19 protein-coding genes are annotated in these 18572 nt (G+C 44.9%); 8 read left to right on the forward strand and 11 right to left on the reverse strand.

Annotation, left to right across the window (positions count from 1 at the left end):
• Positions 1-87: 87 nt before the first annotated feature.
• Together AF333_RS03720 and AF333_RS03725 are read left to right on the forward strand one after the other, a co-directional pair.
• A complete protein-coding gene (locus AF333_RS03720; protein ID WP_043068485.1) occupies positions 88-1041 on the forward strand; it encodes a sporulation protein in 954 nt (317 codons plus the stop codon).
• 47 nt (positions 1042-1088) lie between these two features.
• Positions 1089-1967 (forward strand): hemolysin family protein, encoded by an 879-nt coding sequence (locus AF333_RS03725; RefSeq protein ID WP_052812367.1) that lies wholly within the window; start codon positions 1089-1091, stop codon positions 1965-1967.
• Between the two features lie 102 nt (positions 1968-2069).
• Here the strand turns inward: AF333_RS03725 and AF333_RS03730 are convergent, their stop codons facing one another.
• Positions 2070-2684: a TetR/AcrR family transcriptional regulator gene (locus AF333_RS03730; protein ID WP_043068486.1), complete on the reverse strand. Its 615-nt coding sequence runs from the start codon at positions 2682-2684 to the stop codon at positions 2070-2072.
• A 133-nt stretch (positions 2685-2817) separates the two neighbouring features.
• Here AF333_RS03730 and AF333_RS03735 point away from each other — a divergent pair, with 133 nt between their 5' ends.
• On the forward strand, positions 2818-4938 hold the full coding sequence (locus AF333_RS03735) for a phytoene desaturase family protein (protein ID WP_043068487.1): 2121 nt from the start codon (positions 2818-2820) through the stop codon (positions 4936-4938).
• A 6-nt stretch (positions 4939-4944) separates the two neighbouring features.
• Here the strand turns inward: AF333_RS03735 and AF333_RS03740 are convergent, their stop codons facing one another.
• The 4 genes from AF333_RS03740 to AF333_RS34630 all read right to left on the reverse strand — a co-directional run bounded on the left by AF333_RS03740 (position 4945) and on the right by AF333_RS34630 (position 7834).
• Positions 4945-5376 (reverse strand): thiol-disulfide oxidoreductase DCC family protein, encoded by a 432-nt coding sequence (locus AF333_RS03740; RefSeq protein WP_043068488.1) that lies wholly within the window; start codon positions 5374-5376, stop codon positions 4945-4947.
• A 151-nt stretch (positions 5377-5527) separates the two neighbouring features.
• Complete coding sequence (locus AF333_RS03745; protein ID WP_043068489.1) at positions 5528-6472, reverse strand: ABC transporter permease; 945 nt, start codon at positions 6470-6472, stop codon at positions 5528-5530.
• Positions 6465-7400: an ABC transporter ATP-binding protein gene (locus tag AF333_RS03750; protein ID WP_043068490.1), complete on the reverse strand. Its 936-nt coding sequence runs from the start codon at positions 7398-7400 to the stop codon at positions 6465-6467. The genes AF333_RS03745 and AF333_RS03750 overlap by 8 nt, the downstream gene beginning before the upstream one ends.
• 134 nt (positions 7401-7534) lie before the next feature.
• The gene (locus AF333_RS34630) at positions 7535-7834 is read right to left on the reverse strand and encodes a hypothetical protein (RefSeq protein WP_235496072.1); all 300 of its coding nucleotides are present in this window, start codon (positions 7832-7834) and stop codon (positions 7535-7537) included.
• 31 nt (positions 7835-7865) lie between these two features.
• Between AF333_RS34630 and AF333_RS03755 the strand changes: the two genes are divergently transcribed.
• A complete protein-coding gene (locus tag AF333_RS03755) occupies positions 7866-8072 on the forward strand; it encodes a hypothetical protein (RefSeq protein WP_043068491.1) in 207 nt (68 codons plus the stop codon).
• A gap of 128 nt (positions 8073-8200) precedes the next feature.
• Positions 8201-8413, forward strand: coding sequence for a hypothetical protein (locus AF333_RS03760; protein ID WP_043068492.1), 213 nt, complete (start codon positions 8201-8203; stop codon positions 8411-8413).
• 47 nt (positions 8414-8460) lie between these two features.
• On the opposite strand, the gene AF333_RS03765 is transcribed toward AF333_RS03760, so the two are convergent.
• The 3 genes from AF333_RS03765 to dapD all read right to left on the reverse strand — a co-directional run bounded on the left by AF333_RS03765 (position 8461) and on the right by dapD (position 11414).
• On the reverse strand, positions 8461-9108 hold the full coding sequence (locus AF333_RS03765; RefSeq protein ID WP_043068493.1) for a nitroreductase family protein: 648 nt from the start codon (positions 9106-9108) through the stop codon (positions 8461-8463).
• A 382-nt stretch (positions 9109-9490) separates the two neighbouring features.
• Positions 9491-10621, reverse strand: a complete 1131-nt coding sequence (locus AF333_RS03770) for an N-acetyldiaminopimelate deacetylase (RefSeq protein WP_043068494.1) — start codon at positions 10619-10621, stop codon at positions 9491-9493.
• 82 nt (positions 10622-10703) lie between these two features.
• Entirely contained in the window at positions 10704-11414 is a 711-nt protein-coding gene (dapD, locus tag AF333_RS03775) for a 2,3,4,5-tetrahydropyridine-2,6-dicarboxylate N-acetyltransferase (protein ID WP_043068556.1), read from the reverse strand.
• Positions 11415-11616: 202 nt separating this feature from the next.
• On the opposite strand from dapD, the gene AF333_RS03780 reads away from it, so the two are divergent.
• Entirely contained in the window at positions 11617-11829 is a 213-nt protein-coding gene (locus AF333_RS03780) for a hypothetical protein (protein WP_043068495.1), read from the forward strand.
• Between the two features lie 187 nt (positions 11830-12016).
• Complete coding sequence (locus tag AF333_RS03785) at positions 12017-13456, forward strand: NAD-dependent malic enzyme (protein ID WP_043068496.1); 1440 nt, start codon at positions 12017-12019, stop codon at positions 13454-13456.
• 46 nt (positions 13457-13502) lie between these two features.
• On the opposite strand, the gene AF333_RS37305 is transcribed toward AF333_RS03785, so the two are convergent.
• Positions 13503-13964 (reverse strand): PilZ domain-containing protein, encoded by a 462-nt coding sequence (locus AF333_RS37305; RefSeq protein ID WP_407638629.1) that lies wholly within the window; start codon positions 13962-13964, stop codon positions 13503-13505.
• A gap of 189 nt (positions 13965-14153) precedes the next feature.
• Positions 14154-15134, reverse strand: a complete 981-nt coding sequence (locus AF333_RS03790) for an NAD(P)H-quinone oxidoreductase (protein ID WP_043068497.1) — start codon at positions 15132-15134, stop codon at positions 14154-14156.
• Positions 15135-15197: 63 nt separating this feature from the next.
• Between AF333_RS03790 and AF333_RS03795 the strand changes: the two genes are divergently transcribed.
• A complete protein-coding gene (locus AF333_RS03795; protein ID WP_235496074.1) occupies positions 15198-15710 on the forward strand; it encodes a hypothetical protein in 513 nt (170 codons plus the stop codon).
• A gap of 131 nt (positions 15711-15841) precedes the next feature.
• Here AF333_RS03795 and acnA read toward each other — a convergent pair whose 3' ends face one another.
• Positions 15842-18568 (reverse strand): aconitate hydratase AcnA, encoded by a 2727-nt coding sequence (acnA, locus tag AF333_RS03800; protein ID WP_043068499.1) that lies wholly within the window; start codon positions 18566-18568, stop codon positions 15842-15844.
• Positions 18569-18572 lie beyond the last annotated feature (4 nt).

Here is an 18572-nt window from a genome sequence, read left to right on the forward strand (position 1 = left end):
CTCCTTTGTCCGAAGCGCATTCCTCTTACTACCTGTAGAGGTGGGAGTATTCTACGCTATTGATGATAAAAGAAGGGAAGGTAAAAGATGTTTAAAAAATTCATGGCAAAGATAGGAATCGGTTCAGCAAAGGTCGATTTGGTGTTGCGTGGAAGTGAATATACTCTGGGCGATGCTATAGAGGGTGAATTGGTGCTTCAGGGCGGAGCTGTAGAGCAATACATCAACAAAGTTGATGTACAGTTCATGCTGGCACTGCGCACAAAGAAAAATGAACATCGACGGGCGATGGCTACGATTCCTTTCGACTGCCGTTTTATGCTTGGTGCAGGTGAAAGAAAGACACTTCCATTCATGTACCAGTTACCGAAGGATTTACTTATTTCCAGTCACGCGGTGGCCTATTATTTTACGACAAATCTGGATATCGCGGCGGGAGTGGACAGTCAGGATAATGATTATATTCGTGTTAATCCGCCGACACGTTTTACTAACATCATTACAGCTTTTGAAGAATTGGGTCTGCGAGAAAAGCATGACTCACGTGCATTTGATGGATATGCGCAAGAGTTCGAGTTTTTCCCCACAGCATTCCTGCAAGGCAGCGTAAGGGAAGTAGAATTCATCGCCGCTATCGAAGAAGAGCAAATCCGCCTGTTGCTTGAGCTGGATATACCTTCCTTTAGTCGGGAAATGGAAGTAAAGCGGGAAGTTGTTTTGTCTAATGAATTGCTAGCTGATGTTGCGCGTTTACGGGACTACTTACAGCAAATGATGGAGGAAATGATCGAAAATCCGAATGCGTACCTTCAGCAGCGTCATATGATGGGATATGGGCACGGACACCAGCATCGTCATAGCGGTTTCGGAGGAGCTATGGGTGGATTTGCAGCTGGTATACTGGGTGGTCTGGTATTGTCAGAGTTGATGGATGGAATGATGGGTGATACGGAAGAAACAGAGGGTGCATTTGACGGCGGTGAAGAAGGCGGCGGAGACGGTGGTTTCTTTGGTGATATGTTTGGCGGCGGAGACGAATAATTCCTAAAAGCAAAATTGCTTGACGGAGGTGGCCCTTCGGGGAGCGGATGGATGGTGTCATAAGTTGGTTGCTTGTCGCTTTGCTTTTTGTCACCACAGCGGGATTGGCTATTCGCCTGTTTAACATAAAATCTGCGGACAGGCACATCCGTTCGGAGGAAGAGCTTCGCCTTATGCTGGCGCAAAGCCTAGATAATGGCGAAATTAATCCTACGAAATATGCGTATGTGAACAATATCTTTAAATTCGGCGCTCGGGTGGCGCGGGAGATTATGGTGCCACGTACAGAGATGGTATGTCTGTATGCGGACAAGAGTCTTGAAGAGAGTCTGCTTACGATTCGGACAGAAGGCTTTACACGTTACCCGGTTGCAGGCGAAGACAAAGACCGTATTCTTGGCGTGGTGCATGCGAAGGAGTTATTTATCAAATATCTTGAAGACAGGAACCTCATGCTTATGGATGTGATGCGTCCTGCCTTGTTCGTAAATGAAGCGGCTCCACTGGAGAAGCTACTGGAAGAGATGCGGGAGAGGCGAACTTCGATTGCCGTTCTCATCGATGAATACGGTGGGACGGCGGGCATGGTTACAATGGAAGATATTCTAGAAGAAATCGTAGGCGAGATTCATGATGAGTTCGATTCGCATGAGCGCTCGCCTGTAGAAGAACTCGGTCCCCATCATTACTTGTTGGATAATAAGGTATTACTTTCAGAAGTGGCGGAGTTGACGGGGGTTACACCCGAAGACGGTTTCGACACGATAGGAGGATGGGTTGCCGCCCGCATACGTGAAGTTCGAGAAGGCATGTATATCGAATGCGCTCAGTGGCGGTTTACGATTAAGAAGATGGAAGGGCTGCAGATTAAGTGGCTCGAAGCAAAAAGGATCGGGATGACAGAGGACAGAACGGAAGGGACATAACAGGGCCTCCTGCGGATAGTGCAGGAGGCTTTTTCTAGATAGTTAGGAAAGTACATATCTCTTTACTGTTGTGAAGTGATATGTACTTTCCTTCCTTTTTTCTTAATTCTTTTCGTTTTGAGTAACACGTAAGGTTTGATAGAAAAGTTCAAACAGGTGCTTGTCATCTACTTTTGAAGCGTTTGGTTCGATTATTCGCTGAACACGCAGTCCGTAGACATAGAGCAGGAAAGAAGAAGCAACCGCATACGCGTCTACATGCTCAGGAATCGCCTGGTACTGTTGTCCGATTTCAATCCATTTTACAGCCAGATCTAATGAATATCGATGGATTCGTTGTAATATTTCTTGAATATGCGGGTCGTCCCGTCTGCTTAGCAAATAAACGAAGACAATATTGGAAACATCTTTTTCGTCGGTAATTTGTGGAATAAGACCTTCGGTAATGGCTTGCAAGGGTCCTGCCAACTCACCGAGTTTTGCCTGATTTACAGCTGCGTGAAATCTCTCGTTTATGCCCTGCATCCTGGCTTCTAGGATAAAGCTGAAAAGTTCGTCCTTGCTTTTAACATAATGATAAATGGCGCCTTTGGAAAGGCCAGTGCGATTCATAATTTCCTGTAGTGTTGTTTTATTGCATCCAAGCTCCAGAATGGTCTGCTCAGTAACCGAGAGGAGGAGTTGAAAGCTCGGATTTGTGTTTACAGATTGTGTCATAGACAACCTTCCTTTACTATGTTACTTACTTCATCCTACAATCCGACCGTCGGTTTGTCAAAACCATTTACAAACCGACGGTCGGTATGTTAAGATTTGAGCAGAAAATGATAAGAAAGTGAAGGCGAAAAGTATGAAAACATTAGGATTGATTCTGCTTGACTTTATTCCGCTAATTGTAGCGTTGCTTGTCAGTCCCCGCTGGCTTGGCTGCACTGTTGCTCTGGTTATTGCGGTGCTTTTGCTGACTATTCAGGTACGGCATAAGAGAGTCAAGACGTTAACCCTCATCAATACGATTTATTTTTTGACGGCTGCAATTGTTATCTTTCTCGTTCCGGGGGTACCCGTATTGGAATACGGCCAGGTCACCATCTATCTTATTCTTGCCATTTCTACGGTGCTGTCTATATGTTCCTCGCAGCCTTTTACATTGCAGTATGCTAAAGAAACCACCCCGGAAGCGGTATGGAGCCATCCGTTGTTTCTGACGATTAATCGTGTTCTTACCGGTGTATGGGCTTCTCTTTTTTCGCTGTCGACCCTGTTCGCCATCCTCACTGCACTGAGGATATTGCCTTTGGAAATCGGCATAGTAACAGCGAATATATGGTCGATTATTGGTGTGGCTGCCAACATGATTCTGCCAAAGTATATGCAGCAGAGATACGCTGCAAAAATGCAGCAGCCGGAAGCACCAGAGCTGAAATGGGAGCCTTTTGTAGCTCCGCAAACGCCTGCAGAACAAAACGAATACGATGTACTTGTCGTCGGTTCAGGCATCGGTGGATTAACGGCGGCAGTTGAGTTGGCGGGAAAAGGGGCGAAGGTGCTCGTATTGGAACAGCACTACTTAATCGGTGGTGCGTGTACTACATATACCCGTCGGGGAGGCTTTAAGTTCGAAGCAGGTGTAGAGTCGATTAGCGGACTGGGAGAGACTGGCCCGTTACGTCACCTGCTACAGCGACATGGATTGGAAGAAGAAATAACATGGTTGAGAAATACGTATGAATTTCGGGAAGGGGGTGAACGTTTTATCATTCCGCATGATTATACCGGTTGGCGTGATCAATTAGCTGAGCGGTTTCCAGAGGAGAAGGAAGGCATTTATGCTTTATTTGCGGAATTGAAAGCCTGCTTTGAAGAGATGTACACCGTTTTTATGCCGGATCGGATCGTTCCACATATTCCACAAACAGTAGAGGAAATGAACGCATACGCCGAACAGAATCCGCACTACTTACGCTGGAAGGACAGGGAGTGGCGTGAGCTGCTCGATGCGTTTGTTCAAAATCAAGCAGTACGTCAGCAAGTATCAATACTGACAGGATATGTTGGTGATAAGGGAGAGAGAACATCCGCGAATAGTATGATCGCATTGATGGGGTATTTCATCGTAGGAGGCTATCGACCTGCAGGCGGCTCAGGAAAGCTGGCGATGAAGCTTGCAGAGAAGTTAAAGCAGTATGGGGGCGACATACGGATTTCTACAGATGTAACAGAGATTACAGTAGAAGATAACCGGGTCACCGGCGTTCAAACGAAAAACGGGGCTTACAAAGCTCCTATCGTTATCTCGAATGCTGATCCACGTGTAACGTATGAGCAACTTGTTGGCTTATCGCGTTTACCCCAGGCCTATAGAGAGAAGGTAGGAAAGCTCGAACCTTCGATGTCTTTATTTGTATGGAGCGCGGCGGTAGATACGAAGTTCTGCACGCATCGGCTGATTCATTATACACTTCCACAGCCCATTCGACTTTCAAGCATGGATATTGTTTTTGAGAGAGCAGGCGTTCATTCTGCTTCATCACTGGATTCCTCGCTTGCGCCTTATGGAAAAAGCACGGTCACCATTAATCTTATTACGAAAGCGCAAGCCGGCATCTATGTAGCAATGACGGAAAAAGAATACCAGGCGCTAAAAAGTGAGATTGACGCGATATGTCGTCAAATTCTTGAGCAAATTGATAGGGAGGCGGCGTCCAATATTTTATTCTCGGAAGTTGCTACGCCGAAAACGATGGAAAGATATATGCGAACATATGAAGGTTCGGTTTATAGCATAAAGCGGCAAATGATGGACGGTGAATTCCCTTATGCAAAATCTCCGATTGAAGGGCTGTATCTGACCGGAGCAGGCGTCGGATATGGGCCTGGTATTGAAGCGGTAGTCATTAGCGGCGGAGATGTGGCTGAGCGGCTTACCCCATACTTTGAATCCCGAAGCGCAGGTCAGAATACGGCATAAGAGCAACTAGTTCAGGAATCGCTCCCGAATTGCAGGCGTTGGCATCAGGCATTGTTCTTTCTTGCCGAACCAGCGGTAACGATTTCGTGCGATCCAATCATATACTGCATCCCGTAAAGGGCGGGGGATAATGATGAATACGTAGAGCAAGGGCCAGAGCCGATACAACTTCTGAGCGATTTTGAGCGCGGCGGTTGATTTGATATACGATTTACCTGCTTCGATTAGGACAATTGTATCGAGCTTATCAGGGGAAAGTCCGTGCCAGGTCAGCAGACGCTGTCCGGTATCGGATTGCAAGGAGGCGAAATGGACAGTACCTTCCGGATCACGCGGAATAATGAAGAGCACAGCCTGGCTACAGAGATTGCATACACCATCAAACAGCAGCACAGCTTGTTGTTCGTAGTCTTCTTCTGCATGACTATTTTCAGTCATTGGGCAGCATCTCCTGTTCATTTTCTTATTTTTAACCATTTTGTTCTTAACAAAAATTATATCATAAATCAAATTTGTTCATTGCCCATGTAGGAGAAGGGAGGGGCACCCTACCTTCTTTCACATGGGACCTATGGTTACTATGTATAGATCAGGCGGCTACATCCCGCTTCTTAAAAACAAACCATGAGATAAAGATAAACACAAGGAAGTAGCCCGCTAGTACGATAAGTGAAAACGTGAGTGTCATTCCGGGAATCAGTGGAGTTCCTTCAAGATACATAGAGAGATTCGTATTTGCGAAAAGATAATATTTGACCCAATTGAATTTGCTTAAAAACTGAATTAACGGCTGGCTGATAAACATGATAAATAATGATAGTCCGATAGCCAAAGCGCTGCTTCGGAACACAACAGACATCATGAAAGCAAATGTAACAACCATAATCATTTCAACTGAGGAAAGGCCATACGTTTGTAGAATGTTAACAAGCATGTTTCCTTCCTGAACGGTACCATTCTGCGCTACATAAAGATAAGGTTGTTCTATTTCTTGAAATCCGAACAAGAGGCCATTCGTTATAAAAGACGTGGAAAGTAAAATAATAATCATGAGTAGGGCATATCCCATTGTTGCTACATACTTTGATAATAAAATTTTTGTCCGGTTTTGCGGCCGAATTAACAAGAGTTTAATCGTACCCCAATTGTATTCACTAGCTACAATCCCTCCAGCAATGACTACAGCAGAGAGAGTCACAAATGACATAAGAGAAGATGTCGCCTTTACCCCATTCCATACACTAGGACCGAAATTATGATCCAGGCGATATTGATAGATTTTCAATTCTTTTTCCATCTGTGTTTTTTGAAATTGCGGTATGTTTTGCTCCTTTTGTAACACTTCCTGTATTTCCTTACTCTCTGAAGCAAGCTTACTCCTCCATTGTTCATTGTTTCCGGATGAACTATCGTATCGTAAGAGTAGGCCTACACCGACTGTTAAAAGAATAAGGACAGCAATTAATATCCAGGAGCTGATACGTCGGTACATCTTCATGTTTTCGTTTCGAACGAGGCGAATTAGATTAGACAATTTTTTCACCCTCCGTCATTTCAAGGAATTTGTCTTCTAATGTTTTTGTTATGTGTTTGACTTCATAGATACGCACACAATTATCTGTAAGGAGGGTGATGATATCTGGTATTCTTTCTCTCTCAATCATTATTTGAAAGCCATTTTCCGTCATGCTGATGTAGGCGTTAACCATATGTTTTTTCACTAGTTCGATTGCTATTTGTGATTGATCAACTGTAAATATAGCTGTTATTTCTTCTTCGTTATTTTGAACAAGTTCAGTGATTCGTTTTACATCTATAAGTTTTCCATTTTGTATAATAGCAATTCGATCACACATGAGTTCCATTTCGGACAATAAGTGGCTTGATACGATAATAGAGATTCCCTCGTTTTGTGCTAGGTTACGCAAATAATCCCGTAGCTCGCGAATACCTGAGGGATCCAATCCATTCGTTGGCTCGTCCAGAATAAGAACGGAAGGCTTGTGAAGCAAAGCTTGGGCTACTCCGAGGCGCTGTCGCATTCCCAGGGAGTATGTTTTTACCTTATGGCGAATGCGGCTCTCCAAGCCTACCAGTTCGACGACTTCTTTAATCCGTTCTTTTTTTATACCGCCTGGAACCATGTTGGCAAAGTGAACAAGATTCTGATAGCCTGTGAGAAATTTGTACATCTCTGGGTTTTCTACGATGGCTCCCACATGTTGAATCGCTTGTTCGAACTCGTGCGCAATGCTTTTTCCTTCTATGATGACTTCACCTTTTGTAGCGGACATAAGCCCGACCATCATTCGAATTGTTGTCGTTTTACCTGCGCCATTTGGGCCTAAAAAACCGAATACTTCTCCTCTTTTAATATCAAATGTTAATGAATCTACCAGTTTTTTTCTGCCTATCTTTTTTGTGAGGTTTCGAATTTGAATTACCGTTTGTTCAGAAACCATATAATTTCCTCCTGTTCTAAATTTTACCTTATAATTGTATCAATCCTTGTTCTTTGCTCCCTCCGTCATAAGACGGACCTGATATCCATTTCTGGTATGAAAAACACCTTTGGTTTCAATTAAGCAATTATTCACTAATGGATAATTATGTAGTTTTGAATAGGTTTTTTCTCTGTTTTTAAGCATTTGTATAGCATTTTGCTTTTGGTATATTGATTGCGTGTGAAATAGTGACAAATATATACTATATAAATTACACTTGATATTCTGACAGGGGAGTGTGGTTGGAAGGAGGAGACTCGGAAAAAAGAAGAGGTTAGGGGCGCCCTGCGATCCGGCAGAAGAAAGGTCAGTGTGTCTTTTTCCGACCGCTCCCGCCCACCGCCCCTCCTTCTTTTCTTACCTCCCACCATAAACATTTGTCGATGTATCAAATCAGATGTATATAAAAGGAGCTAATATCAAATGAATGCAGTTCAAGTTAGGAAGACAGAAACGAAGGGTGTTATGCTGTTCTTTACTCTTCTTGTTTTTTGTATGCTAACTATATTACCTAAGGTGTTACATAGTATAATGACACCAGAAATAGAAAAAGCACCAGAGAAAAAGCATATTAGTGTCATAGAAGCAAAAATAAAGAATGCACAAGCATGGGCAAAAATAAAAAACTAATGAAGTTTAAATCAAACAACCATCTCACAATTGAGGTGGTTGTAATACTTTACTTTAATTTAATACCAAGTATAATTATCTAAAAATAATGAATAAATAGTTTTTAATTCGAAAGGGGATGCAGTGAAATGAAATCATTCCTTAATGAAATTAATGCAATCTATGACATTGACGTATTGAGTTCAAAAAAAGAAGCCATTAAAGCACAGATCATTCAGCCTATACACTGGGCTGAACGAATAGAATTGTATTCTCAGGTAAAGTTGATTAATGAGAGAATACAGCAATTACAACAAGGTTTGGGCTCAGTAACAGTGAAGCTGATACCAGGAGTAAATTGATAAAAAAAGGGGCATTTCGCCCCTTTTTTGTCATTTTAAAAACTACCTTATTCTATAATGTGAAGAATGTCTTCCACTGGTTTGCGTGGTAGGCGAGGCGGTGTCTCGGACGGATGGCCCAGCGCGATAACCATGTTGATTTGCTTTTCAGGCGAGATTTGGAGATATTCTCGCATCCGGTGCTGAGCAAGCAGTACGGGACCTGTCATGGCACATGTCGCTAATCCTTTAGCATGTGCAGCCAGCATTAGGTTCTGTGATGCGAGACAACTGCTTTTAATCCCTTCCTCGTCCCAGAAAGAAGGCTCGCTAATCATAATCGGGTCAAAGATTTTCTCCCGGAATTTCGATGTGTATGGAGGTGCCAGGCATACGATGAGCGCTGGCGCACCAGTAAATGCCGTCGCGTATGGACCGAAGGAGCGCGTCAGAAGGCGAGCTTCCTTCTCCAGGCCGCGCTCTTTTGCACTATCAGCAATTTTGTGCAATTCCTCCCATGTCATTTCGGAGATCTCGTTAATCTTCTCTTTATTCAAAATCACAATAAATTCCCATGTTTGTGAGTTCGTATCACTAGGCGCGTAGCGGGCGCAATCGATAATTTCCTTTATATCTTCCATATCGACGGGCTGATCCGTGAATTTCCGCACGCTTCGGCGCCCTAGAATAATTTCCTTAAAATCGGGATAATGCATATACAATGTCACCTGCTTTTCGAATACTGTACAACCAGCATCATTATAACACAAAGTATTAGTACCACATACTAAAATATTGAAATCTGCTGATTGAATACTTCCTGTGTGAGAGGAACAGCAGGCAAACTATTTCCCATGAGGGCATCAAACTTATGAAGCCACACTTATTCTTTATCCATATATCGGTAACTGTAAGGTGCGTGCGTCGGCGTGTTCCCTCGTCTTTTTCTCACAAGGAAGGGATACGGCCGCTTTGTGGCGCCAAGGCCGGATCGGCAAAACATCCGGGCCTCTCGGTGCGGGAGATGAACCGTCGCCCGTTTGGGGCACGGTGTGGTGGCTATCCACTCTGGATGGTACTAGATAATCAACACCCTTGTTATGAAGATTTCCATGTAAGATACCGTGTAAGTACCCGAATCGCTACTTCGATCGCCTCTTCATTCGGTTCGATTTTGGCGTGATGCAGCCCGTACGGCGTATTGACCCCAAGCCAGAATAGAAATCCCGGAATCTCTGCTAAGAAGTAGCCAAAGTCTTCGCCTGTCATCGCTGTCTTGCACTCGATTAGGGTGGCGTTATCATTTTTCTGTACCCAGTCCATAAACTCGCGGGTCAGGTCTTCATTATTATATACCTGACAGTAATTGGAGCCGTAGTCGATAGCTGCACTGCATTCAAAACCGGCTTCCGTACCTCGAACTAATGCTTCGATGCGTGATTTAATTTTTTGCATTGATTCCATAGACAGCGTTCGGATGGTTCCTTCTAGCCGTGCTTTTTCGGCGATGATGTTCTGTTTGGTGCCGCCTTCAATTTTACCGATGGTGATTACTGCCGAATCAAGCGGATCGATGTTGCGAGAGACGATGCTTTGTAGCTGTGTCGCCAGATGGGCTGCCGCGATAACCATATCGTTCGCTGTATGGGGAAAGGCTGCATGCCCTCCTTTGCCGGTGAGATCAATAAATAGCTCCGATGTGTTGGCGAAGAGGATGCCCGGCTTCAACGCGACCGTGCCAACCGGGTACTCAGGCGCAATATGCAAGGCGAATATTGCATCCGGACGCCATTCATGAAATTCTTCGCTCGCAAGCATCGGCTGTGCACCGCCTGGCCCTTCTTCTGCAGGCTGAAAGATGAAAACTAAGTCGTCTTTCACTTGATTATGGACGAAGTGAGTTAGCACGCCGAGACCGATCGACATATGCATATCATGACCGCAGGCATGCATAAAACCGGGATGGGTCGAGCGGAATTCATAGGAGGTTTCTTCAGATATGGGGAGTCCATCCATATCAGCACGGTATCCCAGGCACTTGCTTGGGTTGGAGCCCTTTATCTTCACTAGGATGCCGGTCCGCCATGTTTTGATTTCTATCCGCTCCTGTGGCAATGTAGCCAGGTAATCCAGCAGAAAGCGCTGCGTTTTGAATTCGGCGAATCCAGGCTCGGGAATTTTGTGAAGCTCTCGTCGGATTTCAATAAATGGTTTTGCGTTTATACTCATGAATTATCACCTCTTAATCCATTAAGAAAAACCGGCGCTCGACCAATGCTTGTCCTGGCCGAGCGCCGGTTTTGTACTGTCATTACAGTTGGCGAAGCTCTTGCTTGATTTCTGTTTTAGACTTTGTTTTCTCGTCGATTGTTTTGATAACGCGAGCAGGGGTTCCTGCTACTACGCTGTTCGACGGAACGTCCTCGATAACTACCGCGCCTGCAGCGACAACGGAGCCTTGGCCTACGCGCACACCTTCTAGGATGACCGCATTGGCGCCTACCACGACATCGTCCTCAATAATAACTGGCTGTGCGGACGGTGGTTCGATAACACCCGCAATAACTGCACCTGCGCCAATATGGCAATTTTTTCCAATCGTACCACGGCCACCTACAACTACATTCATGTCGATCATCGTGCCTTCGCCGATGACTGCTCCGATATTAATTGATGCACCCATCATGATTACGGCATTGTTACCAATTTCGACCTGGTCACGGATAATAGCACCCGGCTCGATGCGCGCTTGGATGTTTTTCATATCCAGCAGCGGAATAGCAGAGTTGCGGCGGTCATTTTCCACCACGTAATCTTCGATTTTTGCTTTATTTTCTTCCAAAGTTGCCTGGATTTCTTTCCAATCACCGAACAGTACCCCTACATTTCCTGTAATGAAGGATTTGGTATTGGCTCCGAAGTCGATGCCCTCGATATCCCCTTTAATATGTACTTTAACCGGAGTTTTTTTCTCGCTTTTTTGGATAAATTCGATAATTTCTTGTGCGTTCATTTCTTTCATGAATCCCTTATCTCCTTTCTTGCCTGCTTCCATGCATCAAAAATGCAACGGGAGCGTTAGCTCCTCATTGCCTTCCATTATAACATCTTGTTTTAGGGAGTTAAACGGGTAAAGGAAAAAAGCTCTGCGGCTGGATATGGACATAGTATGCTTTCGATTATTTCTTCCATACTATAAAAAAACACAATATGAGGTGAAGAAGATGCATCAACCGTTTGATATTACACTTACACACAGACTCGCTGACCAATTGGTGGAGTGCGCTACAAGCTTGAAAGAAAAAGCGCAATCTCCTGATCAGGTACAGCAACATCTCGTTCGTCTGACTTCTATCATGGACAGCCTACACTCGCTCTCGCACGAAGCGGAAGAAGCCGGCATGAATCCGATTAATGATCGTGGAGATATAAGGTAGCAGAAAGCACTCCAGTGCAGTGCTTCATTAAATTGTCCATGTTTGTTCATTAAGAGAAGGTAAGGAATTTTGCAAAAGCATTATTAAGGCTTCCCTTTTTTCTATTGTTACGGTTAAAATAAAAAGTTGTACATATATCCACAATTCTGATACTTTTACGGAGGTTTTCGGGAAAAAGGAGGAGACCATGAAGCCATTTACATCTTTAGGAACGAGCATCATTTTGCGTCTGGAAATGGACGTGCGTAAAGTGAATTTTGTTGATATAGCGACAGCAGTAGGTAAAGCGAACGGTGATATCGTAGCGATGGACGTTGTACAGTCATCCAATGAAGTTACGGTACGCGATTATACAATTAATACGAAAAGCAGACCACAAATAGATGACGTAATCAATAATATCGAAGCATTACCAGGCGTAGAAATTATCACGGTATCGGACCGTACCTTCCTGAGCCATATTGGCGGGAAAATTGAAGTGCGTGCTACACGTCCGATTCAAAACCGGGAAGACTTGTCTCGTGTCTACACTCCAGGTGTAGCCAGTGTGTGTGAAGCGATTGCGAAGGATCAGTCTAAAGCGTACAAGCTGACCATTAAAAGCAATACAGTCGCTATCGTAAGCGATGGTACAGCAGTGCTCGGCCTCGGTGATATCGGTCCTTACGCGGCGATGCCGGTAATGGAAGGGAAAGCGATGCTATTCAAGCAATTGGCAAAGGTAGACGGGTTCCCGATATGCTTGGATACGAAGGATACGGAAGAAATTATTGAAACGATCGTGCGTATGGCACCAGCGTTTGGCGGTATTAATTTGGAAGATATCTCGGCACCGCGTTGCTTTGAAATTGAAAAAGCATTGCGTGAGCGTTTAGACATCCCAGTATTTCATGATGATCAGCACGGTACAGCAGTCGTTATTCTGGCCGGTTTGTTGAATGCGCTGAAGATTGTCGGCAAGGATATCAAGGACTGCAAAATTGTCGTAACCGGCATGGGTGCCGCAGGCGTATCTTGCACTAAAATTCTGCTGAGTGCCGGCGCTAAACAGGTCATCGGTGTAGATCGCGATGGTATCCTGTCCCGCTCTGTTACGTATGAAAATCCGATCTGGGAAGAAGTTTCGAATATTACCAATCCTGATAATCTTCAAGGTGAATTAAAGGATGCTCTGATAGGTGCTGACGTATTTATCGGCGTGTCACGCGGTAATATTCTATCCAAAGAAATGGTGCAGACAATGGCGAAGGATCCAATCGTATTCGCCATGGCTAACCCGAATCCGGAAATCGATCCTGAAGAGGCGGCTGGTGTAGTGCGCGTTCTTGCTACCGGTCGTTCTGATTATCCGAATCAAATTAATAACGTGCTATGCTTCCCGGGTATTTTCCGTGGCGCGTTCGATTGTCGGGCTACGGATATTAATGAAGAGATGAAAGTCGCGGCTGCACACGCCATCGCTTCCATTATCAGTGAGGAAGAATTGAATGAACAGTACATCATTCCGAGCGTCTTTAATGATCGGGTCGTGAAGAATGTACGGGATGCTGTTGTCAATGCGGCAATCAAAACTGGTGTTGCCCGTAAAGTACCACGCGATAAGCGCAAGAAAAAAACTGCGGAGTAATCAGTAGTTGTGGAAAAACGCTTCGTTTTTTAAAACGAGGCGTTTTTTATTGGGGTTTTTGTTTGTGTATAGGATAAAGAGAGCAGCTTTCCGTATTACAGAAGCGACATCCGGGAATAAAAGGCATTTTCTTGAGCCACACACCCATATCGTTATATAACTTAGTAAATAATGAACGAGTAAATTCGTCATGAAGAAGCTGTACACCATATTCATAAGTGGAGGGTTTTAATGGAGAAGAGTTGCGCCAAACAATCTTTCCGGACAGAGTAATAAGATTATCCATAATCCGGGTTTGAAATTTTAATAAGAGATTTTCGCTTACCGGAAAGCGGAGAGAAGAGATGGAGCGTAATCCATGAATCGACACGTCCTTGATGCAGATTTCTACCCTGCCAGAGGAAACGCTTTGTTTGTTGATAGAACTAATCGTTAGTTCAGAACAAAGAGGAATTTCGAATACCTGTCGTTCTTCTTTTCTTCGGTTCAAATGACGCACACTTATCACCGTTATTCGTTTTATTTTGTGAAGATGGAAGGTCTTTAGACCAATAACAGTATATCGTTTTCTCGGAATAAAAGGAATTAACCTAATGAATAAATATATAACATAACCTGTGATTTATAGTTCTATAGAATTGTGTATTGAAACTAAAATCCCTTCCTTTTTTTAATGAAAAAGAAGGGAAGGGAGAAACTATTTTTGAATTTGTATTACAATCTTTCCGATGTTTTTGTTATTTTCCATATAGGTATGCGCTTCTTGTATTTGTTCCAAATCCCAGACAGAATCAATGATAGGTTTCAGTCGTCCGTCTGCAAAGCGCGGCATGGCGAACTCGACGAATTCCTTCGTTAGAGCGATTTTGTCCTTCACAGAACGGGAACGCAATGCTGTGCCGATAACTTGTAGTCGCCGGCTCAGAAGCTGACCTAGATTGAACTCGGGGACTTTACTGCCGCCCATCGTGCCAATGATAATAAGTCTTCCATCTATAGCTAGGCAGGAAAGGTTCTGTTCCCAGTATGAGGCGCCGATAAAATCAAGAATGATGTTCACACCCTGTCCATCGATCGCCTCCTTAACCTTAGGCTTAAACGGACCTTCTTTATAGTCGATCGCCAGGCTGGCCCCTAAATCTAGGCATGTTCTGCGCTTTTCTTCGCTTCCGGCCGTTACAATCGATGTGCCTCCCGCTTCCCGTACCAATTGGATGGCAGCTGTGCCTACCCCACTAGCACCTGCATGAATAAGTACGGTGTGGTCCTTTCTTAGGCCACCGAGCCAGAATAGATTTAGATATGCTGTTAAGAATACCTCAGGGATTGCAGCTGCTTGTACGAACGAAAAATGGTCTGGAATCCGAATGGCCATGTCGGCTGGAATGGTCACTCTCTCTGCATATCCACCGCCTGGCAAAAGGGCACAGACACGATCACCAGGTTTGAAGCCTGTTGTATTTTTGCCTGCTTTTTCGACGACACCAGCCATCTCAAGGCCCATGATATCAGAAGCACCCTTCGGTGGAGGATAGAGGCCGCGTTTCTGGAGAAGGTCTGCACGGTTCAGAGCAGTTGCTTGAACGCTAACAAGCAATTCATCATCACCCATGATAGGTTCATCTGATTCCCCGATATATAGGCGGTGGGTGTTTTCTTCTACAAGTACAGCTTTCATGCTATTCCCTCCTTGTAAAAAGTGTATTTCAAATGACAAGCCTGCCATTACTTATGATATCGTATGAGAGAAGATAAAGGAAAGGGCGGAGACGTAATGGATGCATCTCTGAAGAACTTGCAGATCGTCTTGCATGAAGAATTAGAAAAGAGACTTGAAGAAGTGCGGCACTTGCGCAAAGAAGAGAACGAACATTATGCGCTGTGGAAAGATACTGTTACGGGAGAACATTATGTTCGGTATGTTCAACATCATCTCAACTTAATGGAAGGGGGGATTGAGGAAGTATTTGACCATCTACTCCCGGTCGATACGGATGATGTCCTTGCCATTGTCCTCGATGAACAGGATTATACGTATCCAGAGAGGTGGACGAAAACATATTTGCGTGGCAGCGATAAGGATGCGTATGTGTGGTTTGATCCGTCAGGCTTATCAGAGGACTTGAACGATGACACAAAAGGAAAAGAAATCTCAGAAATGCTTGACGTGTTTAAACAGGAGAAGAAATTTGATGATGAATCGATTCGTAAACTGCTTAGCCAGATCGATGATATGTTAGATGATAAAGAGTAAGTAGCCAAAGGGACGGGACAAGGTTCCAGTGAAATAAATAAGAAAAACTCGCAGGCTTCACCGCTTGTTCTTTCTTAATCCATTAAAAAAAGGAGGGTTCTTCCATAAGGAAGCCCTCCTTTTCTGTTCGATTATACGCTTGCTTTTGCTTCTGCGGCGATTTGACGCAGAACAGTTTGCAGAATACCGCCATTGCGGTAGTACTTAATGTCAACCGCACTGTCCAGACGAACACATACATCAAATTCGAATGTTGTGCCGTCCTGACGAGTTGCTGTTACTTTAATTGTTTGACCTGGTTTGATATCGTCGTTTAACTCAGGGATATCGAAAGTCTCATTACCTGTAATACCCAGGCTGTCAGCGCTAGTACCATCAGCGAATTGCAACGGTAGCACGCCCATGCCTACCAGGTTGCTACGGTGAATACGCTCGAAGCTTTCCGCGATAACCGCTTTAACGCCCAGAAGGAATGTTCCTTTTGCAGCCCAGTCACGGGAGCTTCCTGTACCATACTCTTTACCAGCAATAACGACCAGCGGAGTGCCGGATTCCTGATATTTCATGGCTGCATCGTAGATTGGCATTACTTCACCAGTTGGTAGGTAAGTCGTTACTCCACCTTCTGTACCCGGAGCCATTTTGTTGCGGATACGAATATTGGCAAATGTACCGCGCATCATAATCTCGTGGTTACCACGACGAGAACCATAAGAGTTAAAGTCTTTGCGTTCTACGCCATGTTCAGCCAGATATACGCCAGCCGGGCTAGCAGGAGCGATGTTACCCGCAGGTGAGATGTGATCCGTTGTTACGGAGTCGCCAAGCAGAGCCAGAGTTTTCGCACCCATAATTTCTTCGATTTTTCCAGCTTCGGCACCGAGACCGGAGAAGAATGGCGGATGTGCAATATAAGTGGATTTTGCATCCCACTCATACAGCTGGCCTTCTGGGAAGTCGATTTCGTTCCAGCGTGGATTAGCTGTGAATACATTTCCATATTCTTCTTCGAACATTTCCGGCTTCACCGCTGCATTGATGGCTTCACGAATTTCTTCGTTTGTCGGCCAGATGTCTTTCAGATATACCGGTTGACCGTCTTTGCCTGTACCGATTGGTTCGGTTGTCAAATCGATATCTACCGTACCTGCTAGTGCATATGCGACAACAAGCGGAGGAGAAGCAAGGTAGTTCGCTTTCACCTGTGCGTGCACACGACCTTCGAAGTTACGGTTACCAGACAGAACAGATGTTACCGTTAAGTCGTTTTCTGCGATCGCATTACCCACTTCTTCCGGCAGCGGACCGCTGTTACCGATACAAGTTGCACAGCCATAGCCCGCGATATAGAAGCCAAGCTTTTCAAGCGATGTTAATAAGTTAGCTTTTTCCAGATATTGTGTAACAACACGGGAACCTGGAGTTAAGCTGGATTTTACATATTCAGGTTTTACTAATCCTTTTTCAACGGCTTTCTTGGCTACAAGGCCCGCACCCAGCATTACGCTTGGATTGGAAGTGTTCGTACAGCTAGTAATTGCTGCAATAACAACCGCACCAGTACCAAACTCGGATGTTTTACCGTTTTTATGTGTAACAGAAACTTTTTTGCTGATTTGCGCATCATCAAGACCGAAACCGCCTTTATCGATCGGAGTACGCAGTGCATCGTTGAACGCTTCCTTCATGGCAGTCAGTTCGATACGGTCTTGCGGACGCTTCGGACCTGCAAGAGTAGGAACGATAGAGCCGAGGTCGAGCTCCAGTGTTTCAGAGAACACAGGGTCCGGAGTATCATCTGTACGGAAGATACCTTGTTCTTGGTAGTATGCTTTAACAAGTGCCACTTGCTCTTCGCTACGGCCTGTTGCGCGCAGGAAGGTCAGAGTTTCTTCATCAACCGGGAAGAAGCCGATTGTTGCACCGTATTCAGGGGCCATGTTAGCAACGGTTGCGCGGTCCGCCAGGCTGATATTGCTCAGGCCAGGGCCATAGAATTCGACAAATTTGCCAACTACGCCTTTCTTACGGAGAATGTTGGTTACTGTTAGTGCAAGGTCAGTCGCTGTTGCGCCCTCTGGCAGTGTACCTGTCAGTTTAAAACCGACAACTTCAGGTGTTACGAAATACAAAGGTTGACCAAGCATACCTGCTTCCGCTTCGATACCGCCAACACCCCAGCCGACAACGCCCAAACCGTTGATCATGGTAGTGTGAGAGTCGGTACCAACAAGGGAATCTGGGAATACTTCAAGCTGACCGTCTACTTCTTTTGTAGCCGCAACGGATGCCAGGTACTCCAGGTTTACCTGGTGAACGATACCAGTTGCCGGAGGAACGGCACGGAAGTTATTGAACGCCGTCTGCGCCCAACGCAGGAAACGATAACGTTCTGCATTGCGTTCGAATTCGAGGTCCATATTATTTTGCAGGGCGTTCGGATTGCCGAAGTCATCTACCATAACAGAGTGGTCGATAACGAGGTCAACCGGAACGAGCGGGTTGATGCGTTCAGGATTACCGCCCATTTCTTTCATTGCCAGACGCATAGCAGCAAGGTCAACAACCGCCGGTACGCCGGTGAAGTCTTGTAATACGATACGGGCAGGTGTGAACGGAATTTCTTGATTCGGATCACGTTCTTCCGTCCAAGTCGCAATTTTTTTCACATGGTCTTCCGTAATCGCTACGCCATCGAATTGACGTACTGCCGCTTCAAGCAAAACTTTAATGGAGAAAGGAAGTTTAGAAATCGGACCAAGTCCTTTATCTTCCAAAGCTTTAAGGGAATAGTAGGCATAGTTTTTGTCGCCCACTTGCAAAGATGAACGTACAGAGAAGTTATCTTTCTTTGCCAAGTTG

Source organism: Aneurinibacillus migulanus (assembly GCF_001274715.1).
Classification (GTDB): domain Bacteria; phylum Bacillota; class Bacilli; order Aneurinibacillales; family Aneurinibacillaceae; genus Aneurinibacillus; species Aneurinibacillus migulanus.